This is a genomic window from Kribbella sp. NPDC004875 (genome assembly GCF_042873375.1).
Lineage (GTDB): Bacteria > Actinomycetota > Actinomycetes > Propionibacteriales > Kribbellaceae > Kribbella.
The window spans coordinates 768,321-789,905 of record NZ_JBIALI010000002.1 but is presented as its reverse complement, the minus strand read 5'-3'; the positions used below and the strand labels follow the sequence as shown (position 1 = coordinate 789,905).

At 68.7% G+C, this 21,585-nt stretch carries 17 protein-coding genes; 6 read left to right on the top strand and 11 right to left on the bottom strand.

From position 1 onward, the window contains the following. Positions 1-117 precede the first annotated feature (117 nt). Both ACFYRH_RS14785 and ACFYRH_RS14780 read left to right on the top strand, forming a co-directional pair. Positions 118-1,317 (top strand): thiolase family protein, encoded by a 1,200-nt coding sequence (locus ACFYRH_RS14785; protein ID WP_387773843.1) that lies wholly within the window; start codon positions 118-120, stop codon positions 1,315-1,317. After that, positions 1,314-3,425: a 3-hydroxyacyl-CoA dehydrogenase NAD-binding domain-containing protein gene (locus ACFYRH_RS14780; RefSeq protein ID WP_387773840.1), complete on the top strand. Its 2,112-nt coding sequence runs from the start codon at positions 1,314-1,316 to the stop codon at positions 3,423-3,425. Before ACFYRH_RS14785 ends, ACFYRH_RS14780 begins: the two co-directional genes overlap by 4 nt. A gap of 70 nt (positions 3,426-3,495) precedes the next feature. Here the strand turns inward: ACFYRH_RS14780 and ACFYRH_RS14775 are convergent, their stop codons facing one another. The 5 genes from ACFYRH_RS14775 to dxs form a co-directional block, all read right to left on the bottom strand. Further along, positions 3,496-4,791: a hypothetical protein gene (locus tag ACFYRH_RS14775; protein ID WP_387773837.1), complete on the bottom strand. Its 1,296-nt coding sequence runs from the start codon at positions 4,789-4,791 to the stop codon at positions 3,496-3,498. Between the two features lie 60 nt (positions 4,792-4,851). Then, complete coding sequence (locus tag ACFYRH_RS14770; protein ID WP_387773834.1) at positions 4,852-6,333, bottom strand: APC family permease; 1,482 nt, start codon at positions 6,331-6,333, stop codon at positions 4,852-4,854. Positions 6,334-6,429: 96 nt separating this feature from the next. Then, the gene (locus ACFYRH_RS14765; RefSeq protein ID WP_387773831.1) at positions 6,430-7,791 is read right to left on the bottom strand and encodes a hypothetical protein; all 1,362 of its coding nucleotides are present in this window, start codon (positions 7,789-7,791) and stop codon (positions 6,430-6,432) included. Between the two features lie 66 nt (positions 7,792-7,857). Further along, positions 7,858-9,192 carry a hypothetical protein gene (locus ACFYRH_RS14760; RefSeq protein WP_387773828.1) on the bottom strand — a complete coding sequence of 445 codons (1,335 nt, stop codon included), beginning with the start codon at positions 9,190-9,192 and terminating at the stop codon, positions 7,858-7,860. A gap of 27 nt (positions 9,193-9,219) precedes the next feature. Next, positions 9,220-11,112 (bottom strand): 1-deoxy-D-xylulose-5-phosphate synthase, encoded by a 1,893-nt coding sequence (gene dxs / locus ACFYRH_RS14755; protein ID WP_387773825.1) that lies wholly within the window; start codon positions 11,110-11,112, stop codon positions 9,220-9,222. Positions 11,113-11,281: 169 nt separating this feature from the next. Here dxs and ACFYRH_RS14750 point away from each other — a divergent pair, with 169 nt between their 5' ends. Continuing rightward, a complete protein-coding gene (locus tag ACFYRH_RS14750) occupies positions 11,282-11,788 on the top strand; it encodes a DUF402 domain-containing protein (RefSeq protein ID WP_387773822.1) in 507 nt (168 codons plus the stop codon). A gap of 351 nt (positions 11,789-12,139) precedes the next feature. Continuing rightward, positions 12,140-12,634, top strand: a complete 495-nt coding sequence (locus tag ACFYRH_RS14745; RefSeq protein WP_387773819.1) for a DUF402 domain-containing protein — start codon at positions 12,140-12,142, stop codon at positions 12,632-12,634. A 9-nt stretch (positions 12,635-12,643) separates the two neighbouring features. On the opposite strand, the gene ACFYRH_RS14740 is transcribed toward ACFYRH_RS14745, so the two are convergent. Together ACFYRH_RS14740 and ACFYRH_RS14735 are read right to left on the bottom strand one after the other, a co-directional pair. Next, positions 12,644-13,285 carry an alpha/beta hydrolase-fold protein gene (locus ACFYRH_RS14740; protein WP_387773816.1) on the bottom strand — a complete coding sequence of 214 codons (642 nt, stop codon included), beginning with the start codon at positions 13,283-13,285 and terminating at the stop codon, positions 12,644-12,646. A gap of 4 nt (positions 13,286-13,289) precedes the next feature. Beyond that, positions 13,290-14,798, bottom strand: a complete 1,509-nt coding sequence (locus ACFYRH_RS14735) for an alpha/beta hydrolase family protein (protein ID WP_387773813.1) — start codon at positions 14,796-14,798, stop codon at positions 13,290-13,292. Between the two features lie 166 nt (positions 14,799-14,964). Between ACFYRH_RS14735 and ACFYRH_RS14730 the strand changes: the two genes are divergently transcribed. Both ACFYRH_RS14730 and ACFYRH_RS14725 read left to right on the top strand, forming a co-directional pair. Next, positions 14,965-16,872: a Na+/H+ antiporter gene (locus ACFYRH_RS14730; RefSeq protein ID WP_387773810.1), complete on the top strand. Its 1,908-nt coding sequence runs from the start codon at positions 14,965-14,967 to the stop codon at positions 16,870-16,872. Positions 16,873-16,881: 9 nt separating this feature from the next. Next, on the top strand, positions 16,882-17,298 hold the full coding sequence (locus tag ACFYRH_RS14725; RefSeq protein ID WP_387773808.1) for an HIT family protein: 417 nt from the start codon (positions 16,882-16,884) through the stop codon (positions 17,296-17,298). Here ACFYRH_RS14725 and ACFYRH_RS14720 read toward each other — a convergent pair. The 4 genes from ACFYRH_RS14720 to acnA all read right to left on the bottom strand — a co-directional run bounded on the left by ACFYRH_RS14720 (position 17,295) and on the right by acnA (position 21,477). Beyond that, a complete protein-coding gene (locus ACFYRH_RS14720) occupies positions 17,295-17,753 on the bottom strand; it encodes a GNAT family N-acetyltransferase (protein ID WP_387773805.1) in 459 nt (152 codons plus the stop codon). The two genes, ACFYRH_RS14725 and ACFYRH_RS14720, sit on opposite strands and share 4 nt — an antisense overlap. A 61-nt stretch (positions 17,754-17,814) precedes the next feature. Beyond that, a complete protein-coding gene (locus ACFYRH_RS14715) occupies positions 17,815-18,375 on the bottom strand; it encodes a HEAT repeat domain-containing protein (RefSeq protein ID WP_387773802.1) in 561 nt (186 codons plus the stop codon). 96 nt (positions 18,376-18,471) lie between these two features. Continuing rightward, positions 18,472-18,699 (bottom strand): cold shock domain-containing protein, encoded by a 228-nt coding sequence (locus ACFYRH_RS14710; RefSeq protein ID WP_387773799.1) that lies wholly within the window; start codon positions 18,697-18,699, stop codon positions 18,472-18,474. 3 nt (positions 18,700-18,702) lie between these two features. After that, entirely contained in the window at positions 18,703-21,477 is a 2,775-nt protein-coding gene (gene acnA / locus ACFYRH_RS14705) for an aconitate hydratase AcnA (protein ID WP_387773796.1), read from the bottom strand. Positions 21,478-21,585 lie beyond the last annotated feature (108 nt).

The following is a 21,585-nucleotide window of genomic DNA, read 5'->3' as shown; positions in this document are numbered from 1 at the left end:
GCTGAGTTAGCACTCAGACATTCTCTGTGAGCGGATCCACAACCACCCCTTCTTTGGTGGTTCTGTTACCCACGGGTAGCATCGGGGTAGCTTTCCCGACCCCAGAGGAGGGCCCCCGTGCCCCGTGAGATCCGCGATGTCGTGTTCGTCGACGGCGTTCGCACCCCGTTCGGCAAGGCCAAGGGCCAGTACGCCGAGACCCGCGCCGACGACCTGGTGATCAAGTGCATCCGGGAGCTGCTGCGGCGGAACCCGGGTCTCCCCCCGGAGCGGGTGGACGAGGTCGCGATCGCGGCCACCACCCAGATCGGCGACCAGGGCCTGACCATCGGACGGACCGCGGCCCTGCTGGCCGGCCTGCCGAACACCACGCCCGGCTACGCCATCGACCGGATGTGCGCCGGCGCGATGACCGCCGTCACGACCACCGCCGCGGGCATCGCCTTCGGCGCGTACGACGTGGTGGTGGCCGGCGGTGTCGAGCACATGGGCCGGCACCCGATGGGCGAGGGCGTCGACCCGAACCCGCGGATCATCAGCGAGAAGCTGGTCGACACCTCCGCGCTGGTGATGGGCTCCACCGCCGAGAACCTGCACGACCGGTTCCCGGGGATCACCAAGCAGCGCGCCGACGCGTTCGCGGCCGCCTCCCAGGAGAAGGCCGCGAAGGCCTACGCCAACGACCTCATCCAGCCGGACCTGGTCCCGATCGCGACCCGGTCGGCCGAGCAGGGCTGGGGCTACGCGACCGCCGACGAGCCGATGCGGCCGGGCACCACGGTCGAGGACCTCGCCACGCTGAAGACTCCGTTCCGCCCGCACGGCCGGGTGACGGCCGGCAACTCGGCCGGCATCAACGACGGCGCGACCGCCTGCGTACTCACCTCCGCCGAGGCCGCCGAGGAGCTCGGACTCACGCCGAAGATGAAGCTTGTTTCGTACGGCTTCGCCGGTGTCGAGCCCGAGGTGATGGGGGTCGGCCCGGTGCCGGCGACCGAGAAGGCGCTGAAGCTGGCCGGGCTGACCATCGACGACATCCAGGCCTTCGAGGTGAACGAGGCGTTCGCCGTCCAGGTGCTGGCGTTCCTCGAGCACTACGGCATCGCCGACGACGACCCGCGGGTCAACCCGTACGGCGGCGCGATCGCCTACGGCCACCCGCTGGCCTCGTCCGGGGTGCGGCTGATGAACCAGCTGGCCAAGCAGTTCGAGCAGCGCCCCGAGGTCCGCTACGGCCTCACCACCATGTGCGTCGGCCTCGGCATGGGCGGCACGGTCATCTGGGAGAACCCGAACTGGGAAGGTGCGAAGGCATGAGCCTGCAGGAACTGATCGACTCGGCCGCTGCGCTGTCGGCCGACGAGGTCGTCACGGTCGCGCACTCGCGGGACGTCGTCCTCCCGAACAAGGCCGGCCTGATGGCGCTCATCACGCTGGACAACGGACACGACCACACCAAGCCGAACACCTTCGGGCCGAAGGGTCTCGGGTCGCTGAACGCGGCCATCGACGCCGCGCTGGCGCGGGACGAGATCGTCGCGATCGGGGTCACCGGCAAGCCGTTCATCCTGGCCGCGGGCGCCGACCTGACCGGCGTACCGAAGCTGACCGATCGGGAGCAGGCGCTGGCGCTCGGCAGGATCGGGCACGGCGTGATGCGGAAGCTCGTCGACGGTGGCAAGCCGTCGTTCGGGTTCGTGAACGGTGTGGCGCTCGGCGGTGGTCTCGAGGTCGCGCTGCATGCGACATACCGGACCGTGTCGGTCGCGGCCGGGATGCTGTCGACGCCGGAGGTCTTCCTCGGGCTCCTCCCGGGCTGGGGCGGCAACTTCTTGCTGCCGAACCTGATCGGTGCCGACAACGCCGTCAAGGTCATCGTCGAGAACGCGCTGAACCAGAACAAGATGCTCAGTGGCCCGGAGGCGGTGAAGCTCGGGATCGGCGACGTACTGCTGGAGTCGGCGGACTTCCTCGAGCAGTCGCTGCTGTGGGCCTCGAAGGTGCTGACCGGTGAGATCACCGTCGAGCGGCCGGAGATCGACCGGGGCGAGGCGTGGGACGCGGCCGTTGCCCGGGGCAAGGCTTTCGCCGACGTCAAGGTGAGTGGTGCGGCGCCGGCGCCGTACCGGGCCCTGGACCTGATCGCCGCGGCTCGCGACAACGACCGGGACCGTGGGTTCGCCGCCGAGGACGAGGCGCTCGCCGACCTGATCATGAGCGAGGAGCTGCGCAGCGGGCTGTACGCGTTCGATCTGGTGAACAAGCGGGCCAAGCGGCCGGCCGGTGCGCCGGACAAGTCGCTGGCGCGGCCGGTCAACAAGGTCGGTGTGGTTGGTGCTGGTCTGATGGCGGGTCAGTTGGCGCTGCTGTTCGCGCGGCGGCTCGAGGTACCCGTCGTACTGACCGACCTGGACCAGGAGCGCGTCGACCGGGGCGTCGGCTACGTGCACGGTGAGATCGACAAGCTGCTCGGCAAGGGCCGGATCCGTCCGGACAAGGCGAACCAGCTGAAGGCGCTCGTCACCGGGTCGGTGGACAAGGGCGTGTTCGCGGACGCGGACTTCGTGATCGAGGCCGTGTTCGAGGAACTACAGCTGAAGAAGACGATCTTCGCCGACCTGGAGAAGATCATCCGGCCGGACGCGATCCTCGCCACCAACACGTCGTCGTTGTCGGTGACCGAGATGGCGGCCGATCTGGAGCACCCGGAGCGGGTCGTCGGGTTCCACTTCTTCAACCCGGTCGCGGTGCTGCCGCTGCTGGAGATCATCCGTGCGGACCGTACTGACGACGAGTCGTTGGCGACGGCGTTCGCGGTCGGCAAGAAGCTGAAGAAGTCGTGCGTGCTGGTGAAGGACGCGCCGGCGTTCGTGGTGAACCGGCTGCTGACCCGTTTCCTCGGTGAGGTCAGCGCGGCGGTCGACGAGGGTACGCCGATCCTCGAAGCAGACAAGGCGTTGTCGGCGCTCGGACTGCCGATGCCGCCGTTCGTGCTGCTGCAGCTGGTCGGCCTGCCGGTCGCGCTGCATGTCGCGGAGACGATGAACCGGGCGTACCCGGAGCGGTTCGCGGTGTCGGAGAACCTCGCGAAGGTTGTTGCTGCGGGCAAGAGTTCGTTCTACGTGTGGCCGGAGGGCAAGCCGGTCGTGGACCCGGAGGTCGAGGCGCTGGTGACGGTCGGCGACAAGCCGTCCACCGCCGACGAGCTCCGCACCCGGGTGCTGACCGCACTCGCCGAGGAGATCAAGATCATGCTCGACGAGGGCGTGGTCGCCGAGGCCCAGGACATCGACCTGTGCCTCCTCCTCGGCGCCGGCTGGCCCTTCCACCTCGGCGGCATCACCCCGTACCTCGATCGCACCGGCGTATCCGAAAAGGTCAACGGCACCCGCTTCCTCCCCAAGGGCGTCGCGAGCCTCGCCTGAACCGCTGGGGGTCGGTGCAGAGCCGGAAGCCTGCTCCGGCCCCCAGCAACCTCACCACCTGAATCGGCGTTCAGCCTTTGAACTTCTTGGCGCCGGCCGCGATTTGGGTGGCGGTCAGGCCGGTGTCTTTCTTCAGGACTGACTCGCCGTGGACCGAGAGGTCGGTGTAGAGGGTGGCCAGTTTCTTCTCGCCCAGTTTGTCGGCGAGGTATTCGGTGATCCACCAACTGGTGCCGTAGGCGCGGTCCGCGTCGGCTGCGAAGACGGACTGATCGGGCAGCGTGGTCAGCTTCGCGAGGTACTGCGACTTGACGCGCTTGCGGTACGGGTCGACGGTCCAGTGCGGATCGTCCTCGATCGCCCGGCAGCGGACGTACTCCGCCAGTCCTTCGACCGCCCAGATCGGCGCGTTCAACCCCAGCGTCGCGGTCGCCACGTGCGTCATTTCATGGACCAGCAGGTCCTTGTCGAGTCGCTTGCGCAGCGCCGGGTTCACCACGATCCGGCTCCCGATCGGACGCCCGGCCGGCTTCCCGAGCTGCTCCCCCTCGAACAGCGTCACCGCCTTCGCCGCGATCGTCCACCCGTCGCCGCTGCCCGCGGTCCAGAGCGTCGACATCACCCGCTCCTGCGGCATCGCGACCACGAGTACGGCGCCGTTCCACGGCCGCGCCCAGTGTTTGCGGACCGACTTCACGGCCTTCTCGGCGACCTGCGCGACCTTCGTACCGAGACTCGCCTCCCGCTTGTCCACCACGACCACGACCGAACCCCGGCGTACCACCTGGACCTCGTCGAAGTCCCATGGTTGGCGGTGCCCGTCCTGGCTCAGGTTCTCGTCGGTGCCGGTGTCGTCGACCAGCACCCACGTGCCGGCGCGCTGGACGAACGTGTACCCGAGATCGGTCTGCACCGGCCGCGGATCCAGCCCGGACAGCTGGTACCGCATCATCACCCGGGTCGAGAACGTCGTCGGCCCGAACTTGCCGACCAGCCCGGGCACCGGCCGGAAGGCGTCGGCGGTGAAGTACTTCAACGAGCTGAGCCCGAACTTCCGCAGGTTCGTGAACAGCAATCGCTGCCGCGCGACCAGCTCGGTCTGCTTCGGGTCGACCGGGGCCATGAAACCCTTCAGGTCACCGGCCAGCACCGCGGTGGAACGCCGGGCCAGTACCGCGTCGACCGCTTGTTTGCGGGCCGCGTCAGCGACAGTCGGTGACGCACTGGGCGTCGCCTCGACAACTGCGGCCGCACCAAGGCCCGGTGGTGGTTCCTCGCCGCGCCGGACGTGGACGGCGACGACCGCGCCGGACGCCGCGAGCGCCAGCACGGCAACGCCCGCGAACAGGCGTTTCGGGTGATTCATTGGTTGTCCCCTCGGATGGTCGGCTGATCCTATCGGTCGCCGACCATCCCGGGGCCAGGGTTACGCCTTCTGCACTTCGCCGGTGCGCTGCTCGATCCCGACGCGGCTCTTGCGGTAGCCGTACACGCCGTAGATCACGAAGCCGAGCACCATCCAGATCGCGAACCGCAGCCACGTCTCCAGCGACAGGTTCAGCATCAGGTAGATGCAGATGATCGCCGAAACGATCGGGATCACCGGGTTCAGCGGCACCCGGAAGGACCGCTCGATGTCCGGCCGGCTCTTGCGCAGCAGCGGTACGGCGATCGACACCAGCGTGAACGCCGCGAGGGTACCGATGTTCACCATCTCCTCGAGCTTCCCGATCGGAGTGACACCGGCGATGATCGCGACGACCACACCGATCCCGATGGTGAGACGGTACGGCGTACCCCACTTCGGGTGCGTCTTGCCGAGCTGCCGCGGCATCAGGTGGTCACGGCTCATCGCGAACACGACCCGCGCCGCCCCGATCATCAGGGTCAGGACGACGGTGGTCAGACCGGCGACCGCACCGGCCGAGATCAGCGTCGCGAACCCACCCTTGCCGACCGAGCGGAACGCTTCCGCGAGCGCTGCCTCGCCGTTGATGTCCGAGTACTTCACCATGCCGGTGATGACGATGCAGACCAGCACGTACAGCACGGTGCAGATCGCCAGCGAGCCGATGATGCCGCGCGGCAGGTCGCGCTGCGGGTTCTTCGCCTCTTCGGCGGTGGTCGCGACGACGTCGAACCCGATGAACGCGAAGAACACCAGCGAGGCGCCGGACACCAGACCCATGATCCCGAACGTCGACGGAGTGAATCCGAAGACCGCCTGGAACAGCGGCGTGGTCAGCTCGACCCCACCACCCGGGGACGGAACGCTCGGCGGGATGAACGGCGTCAGGTTCGAGCTCTTGATGTAGAACAGGCCGGCGATGATCACGAACAGCACCACGAACAGCTTGATACCGACCAGCACCAGGTTGACCCGCAGCGACTCCTTGATCCCGATCGTCGCCAGCGTGGCGAGCACCAGGACCAGCAGCATCGCCAGCACGTTCACATGGCTGTCCGGCCCGATCGAGTCCGGCCAGCCCAACCCGATCTCGTCGAGGAACAACTTGGCGTACGTCGACCAGCCCTGCGACACGACGCTTGCCCCGAGCATCAGTTCGAGGAGCAGGTCCCAGCCGATGATCCAGGCGAAGATCTCACCGAGCGAGAAGTACGAGAACGTGTACGCCGACCCGGACACCGGCACGGTGGACGAGAACTCGGCGTAGCAGAGCGCGGCGAGCGCACAGCAGACCGCGGCCAGGACGAACGACAGTGCGATCCCCGGACCGGCGTACAGTTTGGCGGCGCGCCCGGTCAGGGTGAAGATGCCGGCACCGATGATCACTCCGATGCCGAAAACGGTCAGGTCGACCGCTGTGAGGCGTTTCTTGAGCTGGTACTCCGGCTCGTCGGTGTCCGCGATCGATTGCTCGATCGTCTTCTTCCGGACAAGACTCATCTGCGCCTCCTCGACGGTGCCTTTCACAAGACATGGCAAGACATGGACGGAACCCTCCGAGACTGCCCCTCTGACACCGCGAGGTCAAACCGCCACTCAGCGTTGTGGCCGGTATGTTGCCAGTGCGCTCCACAGCGTGGCCTCGGTCAGACCGGTGCGGGTGAGCAGAATCCGGTCGCGGGCCGCCTGATCGTTACCGTTGCGCGCGAGATCCTCGTACAGGTCCTCGACGTTGCCGAGTCCGATCCGCTGCACCAGATACCGGACGGCTAGCCAGCTCACGCCGTACACGTCCGCGGAGTTCTGGTAGAAGCCGGCGTCGGTCGGCAGCGCGGACAGCTGTGGCAGCGCCTCGTCGATGACCTCCTGCTCCCACTTGCCGACCTCGGCCGGTCCGCTGATCGCCTCGATCCCCCGCCAGGACACGTACTCCGCGGAGCCTTCGGCCAGCCACAACGGTTCGTACCCGCCGAGGTCCGCGGTCGCGACGTGAGTGATCTCGTGCGAGAGCAGGATCTCGTCGACCCGGTCGCGTTCGTTCGGGTTGATCACGATGTAGCCGCCGGCGACCGTGCCGTCGGCGGTGTCCTGACCGGGCAGCGAAGAGAACGTCGAACCGGTGCTCGCCGCCGACTCGATGTCCTCGTCGGCGAACCGCGCGTCCCGGACGTCGGTCTCGTCGAGCGCGATGACGAACACCGAGCCGGCCCATTTCCGTGGCCAGTACCGCGTGACCTCGCCGAGCCCCTCGGCCGCGGCGCGGACGATCGCACGGCCACGCTTCGTGTCACCCTTCTCCACCACGACGAGCACCCGTGGACCGCGCTGCACCTCGATCCGGCCGAGATCCCAGGCCTCCCGGTGCGCGCCCGGGCCGAGGTCCGCGTCCAGGTCGTCGTCATCGGTGAGCAGCCAGCGCCCACCGCGGGCGATGAACGTGTAGCCGAGCTCGGTCGTCACCGGGGTGAAGTCGACCTTCGGGATCTGGTACCGCATCAGGACCCGGACCAGGTACGTCGTACTGCCGTGCGCCCGGACCGCGGCGGGGTCGAACCGTTCCTCGGCCTGGCTGTAGCCGAGCTCGCCGAAGTCCATCTCGACCAGGTTCGCGAACAGGATCTTCTGCGCGGCGATCAGCTTCTTGTTGGCCGGGTCCAGGTCGGCCAGGAACAGCGGCTCGTTACCGGCCGCCACAGCCTGGGCGCGGCGCAGCAGGATCGTGTCGACGGCGATCCGGCGGGCGGCGACCGCGGCGGCGATCTTGGACGGCTTGGTGGCCTTCGGGGTCCCCGGGGTGGGCGTCGAGGTCCGGACGACGACAGGGTGCGAGCGGGCGTCCTGCGTGCGTTGTTCAACGGTGTAGACGATGCCGCCACACACCAGGGCCACCGCGGCCAGCAGACCCAGCCAGCGGCGGGGGCCGGTCGGTGCCCCGGAATTGGGCGGCGTCGCACTCACTTCGGGTCGATCCCCTCCGAGTACCCGATGGTCGTAGCCGGGTCACCCTACTCGACCCACGCGGTTTTATGCTGCCGCGGCAGCCTTCAGGGCCCGGAAAAGTCCCGTCTCGGTCATTCCGAGGTGCTCGAGCATGATCCGGTCACGTTGCTGCTGCGTCGAACCGAGCGCAGCCAGCTCGCGGTACAAGGTACCCACCTCGGTCCCGCCGAAGCGGGTGAACAGGTAGTCGAGGGCCAGCCAGGACAGCGGGTACGAGCTGTCGGCCTGGTCGAAGAACGTGGCGTCGGAGGGCAGCGCCTTCGCCTTCGCGAGGTACTTCGTCCGCACGTCCAGCTTGTACTGCCCCAGCGCGAGGTCCTTCTGTCCGTCCATCGGCAGGAACTCGACGTACGTCGCGGCGCCCTCGACCAGCCAGCGCGGCGCGTACGGCCCGTACGGCGCGGTCGCCACGTGCGTGAACTCGTGCGCCAGCGTGCGGGCGTCGACCTTGGCGCGGTTGTGCGGGTTGACCACGACGTAGGAGTCGGCCCGCTCCCCCGCGCCGGTGACCTCGCCGGGCAGCGTGCGGTACACCCAGGTCGCCATCGCGAGGGCGTCCTCGGCGTTCTTCGGCTGGGTGTAGTCGGCGCCGCGGACGATCTTGTCGTCGAGCGCGATCACCACCCCGGAGCCCTTCCAGCCGCCGGGCCAGCTCTTCGAGACCGCCTGGACCGCGCTCAGCGACATCGTGACCAGCCTGTTCGCCAGGGCGTCCTGGCCTTGCTCGACGACGACCAGGACCCGCGGCGCGCGCTTGACCAGGACCGGGCCGGTGTCCCAGGCCTCCTGGTGCGAGCCGCGCGGAAGGCGCTTGTCGAGGTCGGAGTCCGAGACCAGCATCCAGGAGCCGCTCGGCCGCTGGGTGAACGTGTAGCCGAGCATCGCGCGAACCGGGACCAGGTCGATGTTGCTGATCTGGTAGGTCATCGCGACCGCCACCAGGTACGTCGTCGGGCCGTACTTCTGCGCGAGAGTGTCGTCGTACTGCTGGGCCAACTGCTGGTACGTCAGCTTCGCGAAACCGAACTGCCGGAGGTTCGAGAAGAGGGTCCGTTGGCCCGCGACCAGCTTGGTGTCGGCTGGGTCGACGTCGGCGAGGAACTCCTTCTCGTTGCCGGTGAGGACCGCCTGCGCGCGGCGCTTCAGCACCACGTCGACGGCCGCGGACCGGGCGGCCAGGTCGATCGTCGGACTGCTCGTCACGGTCTCCGCGGAGCCGCCCGAGCTTCGGCTGGACCAATGCAGCGCGAGACCGCCGCCCACCGCGGCCGCCAGCAGGGCCAGCGACAGCAGGAACGGCCAGAGCCGCGAGCGGCGCTTCACGGCCGCGTGCCGGCTGTGCCGCCCTCCCTCAGCCACGGTGGCCCTGCGTCCTGATCGGTGGGCCTAGGCGCTGCCCGGGCGGTCGCCCGCCCGGTCCGGCTCGTTCAGAGCATCGTCGTGGTGCTCTGAGATCAGCTCGGTGATCTCCCGAGCCAGCTCCTGACCGGTCAGACCGATCTCCTGCAGTACGGCGGGACGCTTGGCGTGCTGCAGGAACTGCTGCGGGATGCCGAAGTCGCGGATCGGGGTCTGGATCCCGGCGTCCCGCAGCGCCTGCGCGATCATCGTGCCGCAGCCGCCCGCACGGCCGTTGTCCTCGACCGTCACGACCAGCTTGTACTTCGCCGCCATCTCGACCAGCTGCGGGTCGACCGGCTTGATCCAGCGCGGGTCGACCACGGTGACACCGAAGCCGTGCGCCTCGAGGCGCTGGGCGACGTCCATCGCGGTCGCGGCCATCGAACCGATCCCGACCAGCAGCACGTCGTCACCGGAGCGCTTCAGGATGTCGAGGTCACCGACGCGCTCGATCGCCTCGATGTCCGGACCCACTTCGCCCTTGGCGTAGCGCAGTACCGTCGGCGCGTCGTCCACGTCGATCGCCTCGTTCAGCAGCTCCTGAACGCGCTTGCCGTCCCGGGGCGCGGCCAGCCGCAGACCCGGGACGAGCTGCAGCAGCGACATGTCCCACATGCCGTTGTGGCTCGGGCCGTCATCACCAGTGACACCCGCACGGTCGAGCACGAACGTGACACCGCACTTGTGCAGTGCGACGTCCAGCAGGACCTGGTCGAAGGCCCGGTTCAGGAACGTGGCGTAGATCGCGACCACCGGGTGCAGGCCGCCGATCGCCAGACCGGCCGCGCTGGTCACCGCATGCTGCTCCGCGATGCCGACATCGAACGTGCGGTCCGGGAACTCCTCGGCGAACTGGGCGAGTCCGGTCGGGTGCAGCATCGCCGCGGTGACCGCGACGACATCGTCGCGGCGGTGGCCGATCTTCACCAGCTCGTCACTGAACACATCCGTCCAGCCGCGCGGCTTGTTCGCCGGGCGGACCTGGTGGAAGTTGTCCTCCTCGTCCTGCTCGGCGGCCGCGTAGCCGTAGCCCTTCTTGGTGACCGCGTGCACGATCACCGGTCCGCCGAAGGCCTTCGCGGACCGCAGCGCGTCCTCCATCGCCTCGCGGTCGTGGCCGGCCACCGGTCCGACGTACTTCAGGCCGAGGTCCTCGAACATGCCCTGCGGGGCGAGCATGTCCTTCAGGCCCTTCTTGATGCCGTGCAGCACCTCGTACATCGGCGGACCGACGTACGGCGTCCGGCCGAGGTTCTTCTTGATCAGGTCGAGGACCTTCTCGTACCGCGGGTTCGTGCGCAGACTGGTGAGGTGCGTGGCCAGGCCGCCGACCGTGTCGCTGTAGGACCGGCCGTTGTCGTTGACGATGATGACGAGCTTCAGGTCCTCACCGGCAGCGATGTTGTTCAGCGCCTCCCAGGCCATACCGCCGGTCAGGCCGCCGTCACCGATCAGCGCCACCACGTGCCGGTCCTCCTTGCGGAGCCGGTACGCCTTCGCGAGACCGTCGGCGTACGACAGTGCCGTCGAGGCGTGGCTGTTCTCGATGATGTCGTGCTCGGACTCGTCCTGGTTCGGGTAGCCGGACAGGCCGCCCTGCTGCCGGAGCGTGTCGAACGTCGGGGCGCGGCCGGTCACCAGCTTGTGCACGTACGCCTGGTGACCCACGTCGAACAACAGCCGGTCCCGCGGCGAGTCGAACACGCGGTGCATCGCCAGCGTGATCTCGACCATCCCGAGGTTCGGACCGAGGTGGCCGCCGGTGCGGCTCACGGTCTCGACCAGCACATCCCGGATCTCCGCGGCGAGATCGGTGAGCTGCTGATCACTCAGCTTCTTCAGGTCCGCCGGACCGTCAACCGTCTCCAGCACGCCCATCGAGCTCCTCCCGCAGGTCTTCCTCGAATGCTTGAGTCTATGCACGCCTCGCCCGGAATCCGAACTGGGCGACAGCGCGCTGCGCCGGTGTTGCGCAATCTCACACCCCAAGACGTTCCCCGGGAGTCGCTGGTTCGACGTGCTGTGCGTCTCACCTAGGGTGATCGGCATGGAGATGGTGACGACCCTGTTCCGCAAGTACGACGGACAGCCGCACCGCCTGGTCGAGGCGGTCCGCCTCGGCGAGGACGAATACGGCCTCTGGGTCGGCTCCGTCCCCGGCACCCGCGGCCAACGCGCCGACGGCAGCTGGACCACCATCGACCACCACCGCGTGCGGCTGTTCCCACACGGTCAGTGGTGGAGCGCGCTGTTCAACGACACCCCGCACAACACCGCGATCTACTGCGACATCACGATGCCGGCGGAGTTCGGGGTCGACACGGTCACCGCTGTCGACCTGGATCTCGATATCCGGCTGCTCCGCGACGGCACGGTGCACGTGATGGACGAGGACGAGTTCGAGGCCCACCGGGTCCGCTACGGCTACCCACCCCAGGTCGTCGCGACGGCCGAGGCGGTCTGCCACCAACTGGCGGCCACGATCACCACCACAGAACCCTTCACCACGGCCTACAAGCCCTACCTCGAACAAATCCGCTCCCTCGCAACCTGAGCCACGACTCACCGAGCAAGCACCCCTCCAAACCCCATCCACCGCCGAGTCGTGAGCCCTGGCTGACGAAACCACGCCACAACCCACGACTCGCCGATCGGGGCAGGGACCAAACGCCACGACTCGTGGGCGTGAGTGGAGGTTGGAGGGGCGCGGGGAGCTTGGGCGCGGTAATCGACCCCCGTCGGCTAGGAGCCCCCCTGAGCCGACGAGGGCCGATTGCGATGACGGCCAGGGCCGGCACCTCACCCATGCTCCGTCGCATTGCGCTACCGGTCCACTGCCCACAGCAAAGTTGCATCAACCTGCAAAGGTCCGGGGGCGCACCTGTCGCGGGATAGGTTGGGGGCCATGCGTGATGTCCGGGTGGTTTATCGCAAGTACGACGAGAAGCTGCACTGGCATCAGTGGATGCGCTACCTGGGTGAGGACGAGTACGGCGTTTGGCTCGGCGCGCCCGCCGGATCGGTGTCGCAGCGGGGAGACGAACCGGTAGTGACCCAGGAGCAGGCGCACGTACAGCTGTTCCCGCGGGACAAATGGTTCACCGCGATCTTCAACGACGAACCGCGGTACACCGAGATCTACGCCGACATCACGACGCCCGTCGAGTTCTCGGACGACGTGGTGACGATGATCGATCTCGACCTGGACGTGATCAAGCGCCGGGACGGGACCGTGTTCATCGACGACGAGGACGAGTTCGCCGAGCACCAGGTGCGGTACGGGTACCCGGCCGACGTGATCGCCACCGCGCGGCAGACTTGCGACTGGCTGTTCCACGCGGTGTCGACCGACGAGCCGTTCCTGACGGTCTACAAGACCCACCTGGACAAGATCCGCTGACTCAGGGCACTAAGGGCCGAACGCCCAGTCGACCATCAGCGGGAGTTCCTCGCGCCAGAACGGGTCGCCGTGTGAGCCCTTCCGCTCGGTCATGACGACGTCGGCGTCCGCGTCGCGTAGCGCATCGGCCCAGCGTGCCGCGTTCTCCTGGAAGAAGGGCTCTTCCGTGCCTGCCACGAGATACGTCCGCGGCAGCGTGCTCTGCATGTCCCCGGGCGGCTTGTAGCCCCCACCGGGCGACGCGCAGAAGATCGCGCCGTAGAGGTCCGGATGCCGCAGCCCGGCAGCCAGCGCCAGCTCACCACTCGCCGACACCCCGAACACCGCCGTACGGTCGGCCGGCAGCGTGGCGCCGAAACGCGAGCGGACCCAGGCGCGGACGTCCTCGACGAAGAACTTCTCGTGGGCCGCGAACCGTTCCGCGTCGAAGATCGGCGAGTACTCGTGCAGCCGGTCCATCTCGTCGTCCAGCCGGTCCGCGGCGACGATCATCGTCGGTACGCCGGACCTCGCGGCGACGTACTCGCCCCACTGCGAGATCAGCTGACCGTCACCGGCGTACACGATCGCCCCCGGTGTCTCCGACGGCACGTACGCCGTGACGCGGCGGCCGCCGTCGTACTCGAAGGTCTCGGTGACGAGCTCTGCCATCGTGCTACCTCCCCAGATGCACGCTCAAGGTCCCGTTCTTGAGCATCATGGCGCCGGGTAACGGGCCGCGCTGACCGGCGTACATGTCGGCGACCGGCGCGACCGTGAGGTACAGGTTCTGCCCCGCGGGGACGTCGACCGCGATCGCCGGGAGCTCGATCGTGCGCTGCACACCCCGAGCGGTGTGCTTCTCGCGCAGCGGCATGGTGTTGTTCTGGACGACCTTAGCCGTCAGTGGGCTCTTGCCGACGCTGAGCGCGAAGTACGCCGCGGACTGCGGGATCACCGTGTAGACGGTCGCGGTCAGCTTCGGAGTACCGGCGACGGTGAGCGGGCCCTTGGCGATCGGCAGGTTCACCGGCAGGCCGACGCCGGTCGGGACGACGATCTTGCCGAGCGGGTAGCGCTTGTTCGGCGTCAGGCTCCGCTGGGTGAGGCACCGGCCGCCGGCGGTCGACAGGTGGTACGAACCGAACCCGCTCAGCCCGGTCGACTTGTGCTGCAGCCGCAGCTGCATGAACCGGATCGACAGGCTGGAGAAGTTCGCCGACCCGAGTGCGATCGAGCACGGGTCGCCGGCGGTCGCATACCCCGGCGGTACGACGGCGGGCAGCGTGTGACCGCCGTTGTACCCGACGAAGAGCGAGCGGGCCCGGGCTCGGGACGTGAGCGCCCGGTCGAAGTTCGTCAGCCCCTGGTTCAGGTTGAACAGATTGTCCGAGATCCCCTGTCCGAACAACACCGGGATGTCGAGCTTCCGGCCCTCCTTGACGTGCCACGCCGGTCCGTTGTGCGCGAAGAACGCGTCGAGATCCCGCCCGGCCTTCCCCGCGGGCCACGCGCCGGTCGCGATGAGCGCGACGAACGCCGCCGACACCGCGGGCGGTAGGTGCGTCCCACCACCCGCGAACAGGATCGACAGCCACATCGTCCGGGCGGCCTCCTGCGGCGCGAGACTCTGCTTGAGATCCCACCAGGTGATCTCCGGAGCAAGCGCGTCGAACCGGGTCCGGCCGCTGTCCCGCAGCTCGGTGAAGGCGCCGGCGAACTGGTACCCGCCGCCGTACGAGCCACCGATGGCCCCGATCAACGGGTCGCCGGGACCTTGCTTCGTCACCCAGTCCAGCCCGGCGACCAGGTCCACGAGCTTGACCACGTCGCGTCCCTCGAAGTCGGGGTTCATCACGTGCGCGACGCCGGTGCTCTCGCCGAAGCTGCGCTGATCGAAGCTCAGTACGCCGAATCCGGCGTCGAGCCAGTCCTTGAACGCGGCCGGGTCCTTGGTCCGGCTGCCGCCCCACCCGTGGCTGTGGAAGATCAGCGGCACGGTGTGCTGAGCCGAGGCGCCGGCCGGTTCGAAGAGCGAGTAGCAGATCCGTACGGGCGTCGTCGTACCAGGCTCGGGGACCGACTGGATGCATCCATTGGTGACCGTCGTCGCGGCGGCGGCCGGGACGACCGGCGACAGCAGCAGCACGACCACTCCGAGCAGGCTCAGCACACGACGACGCATCAGTCACTCCCGGTGATCCATGGCTTCCGCTCCGCACACGCTAGAGGACCGGCTCTCCGGTGACCAGCCCCGGCGCGGATCGAAGAACCTGCCGCGGGAAGACCAGTGAGGGAACCAGTGAGCGGGCCAGTGGGCGGAACGGCGTCCGCGCTGGGACACTGTGCGCGTGCATATCGCGATCGAGGTCGTGGCCCTCGTCGCCGTCGTCGCGGCGGGCGCCGCGCTGGCGCGGCGGATAGGGATCTCGGCTCCCCTGCTGTTGGTGGTCATCGGGATCGCCGCGTCGTACCTGCCGTTCATCCCGCGGGTCGAGCTCGCGCCCGAGGTGGTGCTGGTCGGCTTCCTGCCGCCGCTGCTGTACTCGGCCGCCATCAAGACCAGCCTGCTGGACTTCACCAAGCACCGGCGATCGATCGGGCTGCTGTCCGTCGGCCTGGTGGTGTTCACCGCGCTCGGCGTCGGTGTGGTCGCCTGGTGGCTGCTCGGCGCGGTCGCGGAGTCGATCGGCCAGGAGCCGCTGCCGTTCTGGGCCGCGTTCGCGATCGGCGCCGTGGTGGCGCCGCCGGACGCGGTCGCCGCGACCGCGATCGCCAAGCGCGTCGGGATGCCTCGCCGGGTGGTCACGATTCTCGAGGGCGAGAGCCTGATGAACGACGCGACCGCGCTGGTCTGCCTGCGGACCGCGATCGCCGCGGCCGTGGTGGCGCCGACGGTGCTGCACGTCGGGCTGGACTTCCTGCGCGCGGCCGGCGGCGGCGTCCTGGTCGGCGTCATCGTCACGTTCGTGCTGGCGAAGATTCGGCGCCGGTTCACCGACCCGGTGCTGGACACCACGTTGAGCCTGACCGCGCCGTTCATCGCCTACATCGCGGCCGAGAACCACTACGTGCACGCGTCCGGCGTACTCGCGGTCGTCGTCACCGGACTCCTGCTCGGGCACAAGGCGCCGATCATCCAGTCGGCCAAGTCGCGGATGTCGGAGCGGACCAACTGGCGGACGTTCCAGTTCCTGCTGGAGAACACGGTCTTCCTGCTGATCGGCCTGCAGACCCGGTGGATCCTGGACGACCTCAGCGCGAGCCCGCTGCCGGGCTGGCTGATCGCGACGTCGACGATCGCGGTGTTCGTCGCGGTGGTGCTGCTGCGGCCGATCTGGATCGTGCCGACGACGCTGTTGTCCCGTCGCTTCCTCGGACCGTCGCGGCCGGGTCCGGTGCCGTTCCGCGCACTGATCGTGGTGTCGTGGGCCGGGATGCGCGGCGTGGTCACGCTGGCCGCGGTCTTCACGCTCCCCGAGGCCACCCCGCATCGCGAAGTACTCGTGTTCATCGCGCTGGCCGTCACCGCGGGAACGCTGCTCGTCCAAGGCTCGACCCTGCCCTGGCTGGTACGGCGCTTGCGGCTGCCCGGGCCCGATCCGGCGGAGGACGCGCTGCAGGAGGCCGCCGTACTGCAGGGTGCGCACCGGGCCGCGATCGAGAGACTCGACGAGCTCGCGACACCATCCGATCCGCCGGCTGTTCTCGACGTACTGCGGCAGCGGGGCGAGGCGCGGGCGCAAGCGGCCTGGGAGCGGCTCGGGCGGCCGGAGAGCGAGTACGAGACCCCGAGTGAGGCGTACCGGCGGTTGCGGATCGCAATGCTCGAGGCGGAGCGCTCACACATCCTCAAGGTCCGCGACGCCGGCCTGGTCGCGGACGAAGTACTGCAGCGGGCGCAGAACGCGCTCGACATCGAGGAGTCGATCCTGGACCGCGACGAGGACGACGACGTCGGCGGGCGCTCGGAGGACCTGCGGCCGAAGACGACGCCCGGCGGGGCCTGCGAGCACCTGGAGCACTCGCCGATCGTGGTCACCCCGAACACGCCGGAAGGCTGCGAGGAGTGCCTGGCCGAGGGCGGGACGTGGGTCCATCTGCGGCTGTGCCTGGGCTGTGGTCACGTCGGATGCTGTGACTCGTCGGTCTCGAAGCACGCCAGTAAGCACTTCGACGCGACCAAGCATCCGGTGATGCGGAGCTTCGAGCCCGGCGAGACGTGGCGCTGGTGCTTCCTCGACGAGAAGCTGGGCTAGGTTGAACTGGTGGCCGACTGTCTGTTCTGTTCCATCATCGCCGGGACCACGCCGGCGCAGATCGTGCTCGACACCCCGGAGGTCGTCGGGTTCCTGGACGTCCGCCCGGTGTTCAAGGGGCACACGCTGATCGTGCCGCGCGAACACGTGCCGACGTTGGTGGAGCTGTCCGACGACCTGACGGTCCCGCTGTTCGGCGCGGCCCGGTCGGTCGCCGCCGCGGTGCGGACCGCGTTCGACGCGCAGGGCTCGTTCGTTGCCGTCAACAACGTCGTGTCCCAGTCCGTGCCGCACCTGCACGTGCACGTCGTACCTCGCACGAAAGGCGACGGTCTGCGCGGTTTCTTCTGGCCACGCACGAAGTACGCCGACACGGCCGAGGCCGAGGAGTACGCCGGCAAGCTCCGCGCGGCCCTGGCCGGCTAACGCGCACCGCGCTCGTACTCGACCTGTGGGAGCGGGTTGCCGTCGCCGAAGTCGCGGGTCTGGGTTGCGCCGGTCTCGGCGAAGCCGCACTTCGTGTAGAAGCGACGAGATTGCGGGGTGTCTCGCAGCGTCCACAGGTGCACCCGGTCGAAGCCGTCCGCCGCAAGTTGGCCGAGGGTGGCTTGCATGAGGGCGACGGAGACACCGCTCCCCCAGCCGTCGGGGTGCGTGTAGAAGCTGTAGATCTCCACGAACCCGGGGCGGGTCTCCGACGGCACGGACCACGACATCGCCAGTGGTCGATCGTCGACGAACCCGAGCATCACCAGTCCCTCTGCACCGGCGAGCCGCTCGTGCCAGCGGGTCTTACGACTCTCGATCCCGGTCCGGGCGAAGTCGTCGGGGAACAGCGGCGCGTAGGCCGCGGCCCACGACGCAGCGTGAATCTCACCCACAACCGCGCCGTCGGCCGGCGTCGCGCGGCGAGCTGAGACTCCACCGGTGATTCCGGGGTGTTCAGTGGACGGGCCGGTCAAGGCGTTCCTCCAGCTTCTCGAGCGCACGCTCGACGGCGGCGCGGACGGTCTGATCGGGGTCCTCGGCCAACGGCCGGATTGCGTCCGCGTGCTCGAACTCCCCCGCCGCTCCGATCGCCCGGACCGCCGCGACCCGAACCCGCGGCAACTCGTGCTGAAGCATCGGCAGCAGCGCGTCGACGAGCTGGCCGAGCTCACGGTGCGCGGTGATCCGCGCGACATGCTCGCGGACCCGCCAGGCCGGATCGTGCGCGGCGACCAGCAGCGCGTCGACCACGTCGTCCCGCCAGACGTACAGGAACGCCCGGGCCGCCCACACTCGGACCCAGTAGTAGTTGACGGGGTCGACCGGCGCCTTCCACCCACCCGGGTTGTCCGAGCCGGTGATCGCGACGAGCTTCGGCAGCTCAACGCCGTACGCCGCCTCGCCGTCGACCTCGCCGGTGAGAAAGGCGACACACCAGTCGATCACCGCGTCCACGCCGTACTCCGCGCACGCCGCAAGGACCACGTCCTTGGGTTTCTCCCGCTCCACAGCCACGACCCCAGTAAACCGGCACCCACCGACAACTGCCGATCCCGCTGACCCGAGTCCTCATCAGGCTCGCCGGACCAACGGGGCCGAGCGGGTGGAGCGTCAGGCCTTGACCCAGTCGGCGCGGTAGTCGTAGCCGTCCTGGCCGGGGTTTTCCCAGCGCACGCGGACGGTGGCGCCCTCGGTCAGGGAGCGGTAGCCGTCGGCCTCGATGACCGAGTAGTGGGTCCAGCAGCCGCCGGGAGTGCTGGGGCAGTCGATGACGCCCCAGCCCTCCTCCTCGTGCCAGAACCTGACGAAGCCGTAGTCCTCGCCGGTCCGGCGATCCATCCGTCAGCCGGCGATCAGCGACCGCAGCACGTACTGCAGGATGCCGCCGTTGCGGTAGTAGTCCGCTTCGCCGGGGGTGTCGATGCGGACGACCGCGTCGAACTCCTGCACCGCGCCGTCGGGCGACGTCGCCTTGACGTGCACCGTGCGCGGGATCGAGCCGTTGTTCAGCTCGGTCACGCCGGTGATGTCGAAGGTCTCCTCGCCGGTCAGACCGAGGGATTCCGCGGTCTCACCCTCCGGGTACTGCAGCGGGAGCACGCCCATGCCGATCAGGTTCGACCGGTGGATGCGCTCGAAGGACTCGGTGATCACGGCCTTCGCCCCGAGCAGCGCCGTACCCTTGGCGGCCCAGTCACGCGACGAGCCCGAGCCGTACTCCTTGCCGGCCAGGATCACCAGCGGGGTGTTCTGCTCGGCGTACGCCTGGGCGGCGTCGTAGATCGTCGTGACCGGGGCGTCGTCCTTGGTGAAGTCCCGGGTGAAGCCGCCCTCGGTGCCCGGCGCGATCTGGTTGCGCAGCCGGATGTTTGCGAACGTGCCCCGGATCATCACCTCGTGGTTGCCGCGGCGGGAACCGTACGAGTTGAAGTCCTTGCGGTCCACACCGTGCTCGGCGAGGTACTTGCCCGCCGGGCTGTCGGCCTTGATCGAACCGGCCGGCGAGATGTGGTCGGTGGTGACCGAGTCTCCCAGCTTCGCGAGCACGCGCGCGCCGGCGATGTCGGTGACCGGCGACGGGTCCTTCGCCATGCCCTCGAAGTACGGAGGCTTCCGGACGTACGTCGACTCGGCGTCCCAGGCGAACGTCTTGCCCTCGGGCGTCGGCAGCGACTGCCAGCGCTCGTCACCGGCGAACACGTCCGCGTAGTCCTTCGCGAACATCTCCTTGTTGATCGAGTTCGCGATCGTCGCCTCGACCTCGTCGGCGCTCGGCCAGATGTCGCGCAGGAACACGTCGTTGCCGTCCGTGTCCTTGCCCAGGGCATCGTTCTCGAAGTCGAAGTCCATGGTGCCGGCGAGCGCGTACGCGATCACCAGCGGCGGGCTGGCCAGGTAGTTCATCTTCACGTCCGGGTTGATCCGGCCCTCGAAGTTCCGGTTGCCGGACAGCACCGACACGACCGCGAGGTCCGCCTCCTGGACACCGGCCGAGATCGGCTCGGGCAGCGGGCCCGAGTTGCCGATGCAGGTGGTGCAGCCGTAGCCGACCAGGTGGAAGCCGAGCTTCTCCAGGTACGGCGTGACGCCGGCCTTCTCGTAGTAGTCGGTGACGACCTTCGACCCCGGCGCCAGCGACGTCTTCACCCACGGCTTCGACGCCAGACCCTTGTCGACCGCGTTCTTCGCGAGCAGCGCGGCGGCCAGCATGACCGACGGGTTCGACGTGTTGGTGCAGGAGGTGATCGAGGCGATCACGACATGGCCGTGGTCGAGCTCGATCTCCTGGCCCTCGAGCGAGACCGTGGTCTTCTTCGACGGACGGTCCTTGGCGGCCGCGACGTCGTGCGGGCTGTCGTCCGGGTGGCCGTGGCCGTTCGGCGCGTCGCTGGCCGGGAAGCTCCCGGTCTCCGACGGGTCGACGTCCTTCTCCTCGGCCGCGTAGTCCGGCAGCACGCCACGGAACGACTCCTTGGCCTTGCTCAGCTCGATCCGGTCCTGCGGCCGCTTCGGGCCGGCGATCGACGGCACCACCGTCGACAGGTCGAGCTCCAGGTACTCCGAGAACCGCGGCTCGACGGCCGGGTTGTGCCAGAGGCCCTGCTCCTTCGCGTACGCCTCGACCAGCGCGACGTCGTCGTCGGAGCGGCCGGTCAGCCGCAGGTAGTCCAGCGTCACGTCGTCGATCGGGAAGATCGCGCAGGTGGAGCCGAACTCCGGGCTCATGTTGCCGATCGTGGCGCGGTTCGCCAGCGGGACCGCCGCGACGCCGTCGCCGTAGAACTCGACGAACTTGCCGACCACGCCGTGCTTGCGCAGCATCTGGGTGATCGTCAGGACCACGTCGGTCGCGGTCGCACCGGCCGGGACCGCCCCGGTCAGCTTGAAGCCGACGACCTTCGGGATCAGCATCGACACCGGCTGGCCGAGCATCGCGGCCTCGGCCTCGATACCGCCGACACCCCAGCCGAGCACGCCGAGGCCGTTCACCATCGTGGTGTGGCTGTCGGTGCCGACGCAGGTGTCCGGATACGCCTGGCCGTTGCGGACCATCACGGTGCGGGCCAGGTGCTCGATGTTCACCTGGTGCACGATGCCGGTGCCCGGCGGGACGACCTTGAACTCGTCGAACGCGGTCTGGCCCCAGCGCAGGAACTGGTAGCGCTCGCGGTTCCGCCCGTACTCGAACTCGACGTTGCGCTCGAACGCGTCCGGCGTACCGAACACGTCGATGATGACGGAGTGGTCGATGACCAGCTCGGCCGGCGCCAGCGGGTTGATCTTGGTCGGGTCGCCGCCCAGCTCGCCGACCGCCTCGCGCATCGTGGCCAGGTCGACCACGCACGGGACGCCGGTGAAGTCCTGCATGATCACCCGGGCCGGGGTGAACTGGATCTCGGTGTCGGGCGCCGCGTTCTGGTCCCAGTTGCCGAGCTTGGTGATGTGGTCGGCGGTGATGTTCGCGCCGTCCTCGGTGCGCAGCAGGTTCTCCAGCAGCACCTTCAGGGAGTACGGCAGCGTGTCCGCACCCTCGATGCCCGCCAACCTGAAGATCTCGTACGACTGCCCGTTGACCTCGAGTGCCCCCTTGGCACCGAAGCTGTCGACGCTCGCCATCAACCCGCTCCTCTGTCAGTCCTGTGTTCGCTCAGGCCCATCCTGCCGAGCGCAGCGCCCGGCCGCGAGGTCAGGTTGCCCTAACCTCGCGCCGCAAACTCTCTCGAC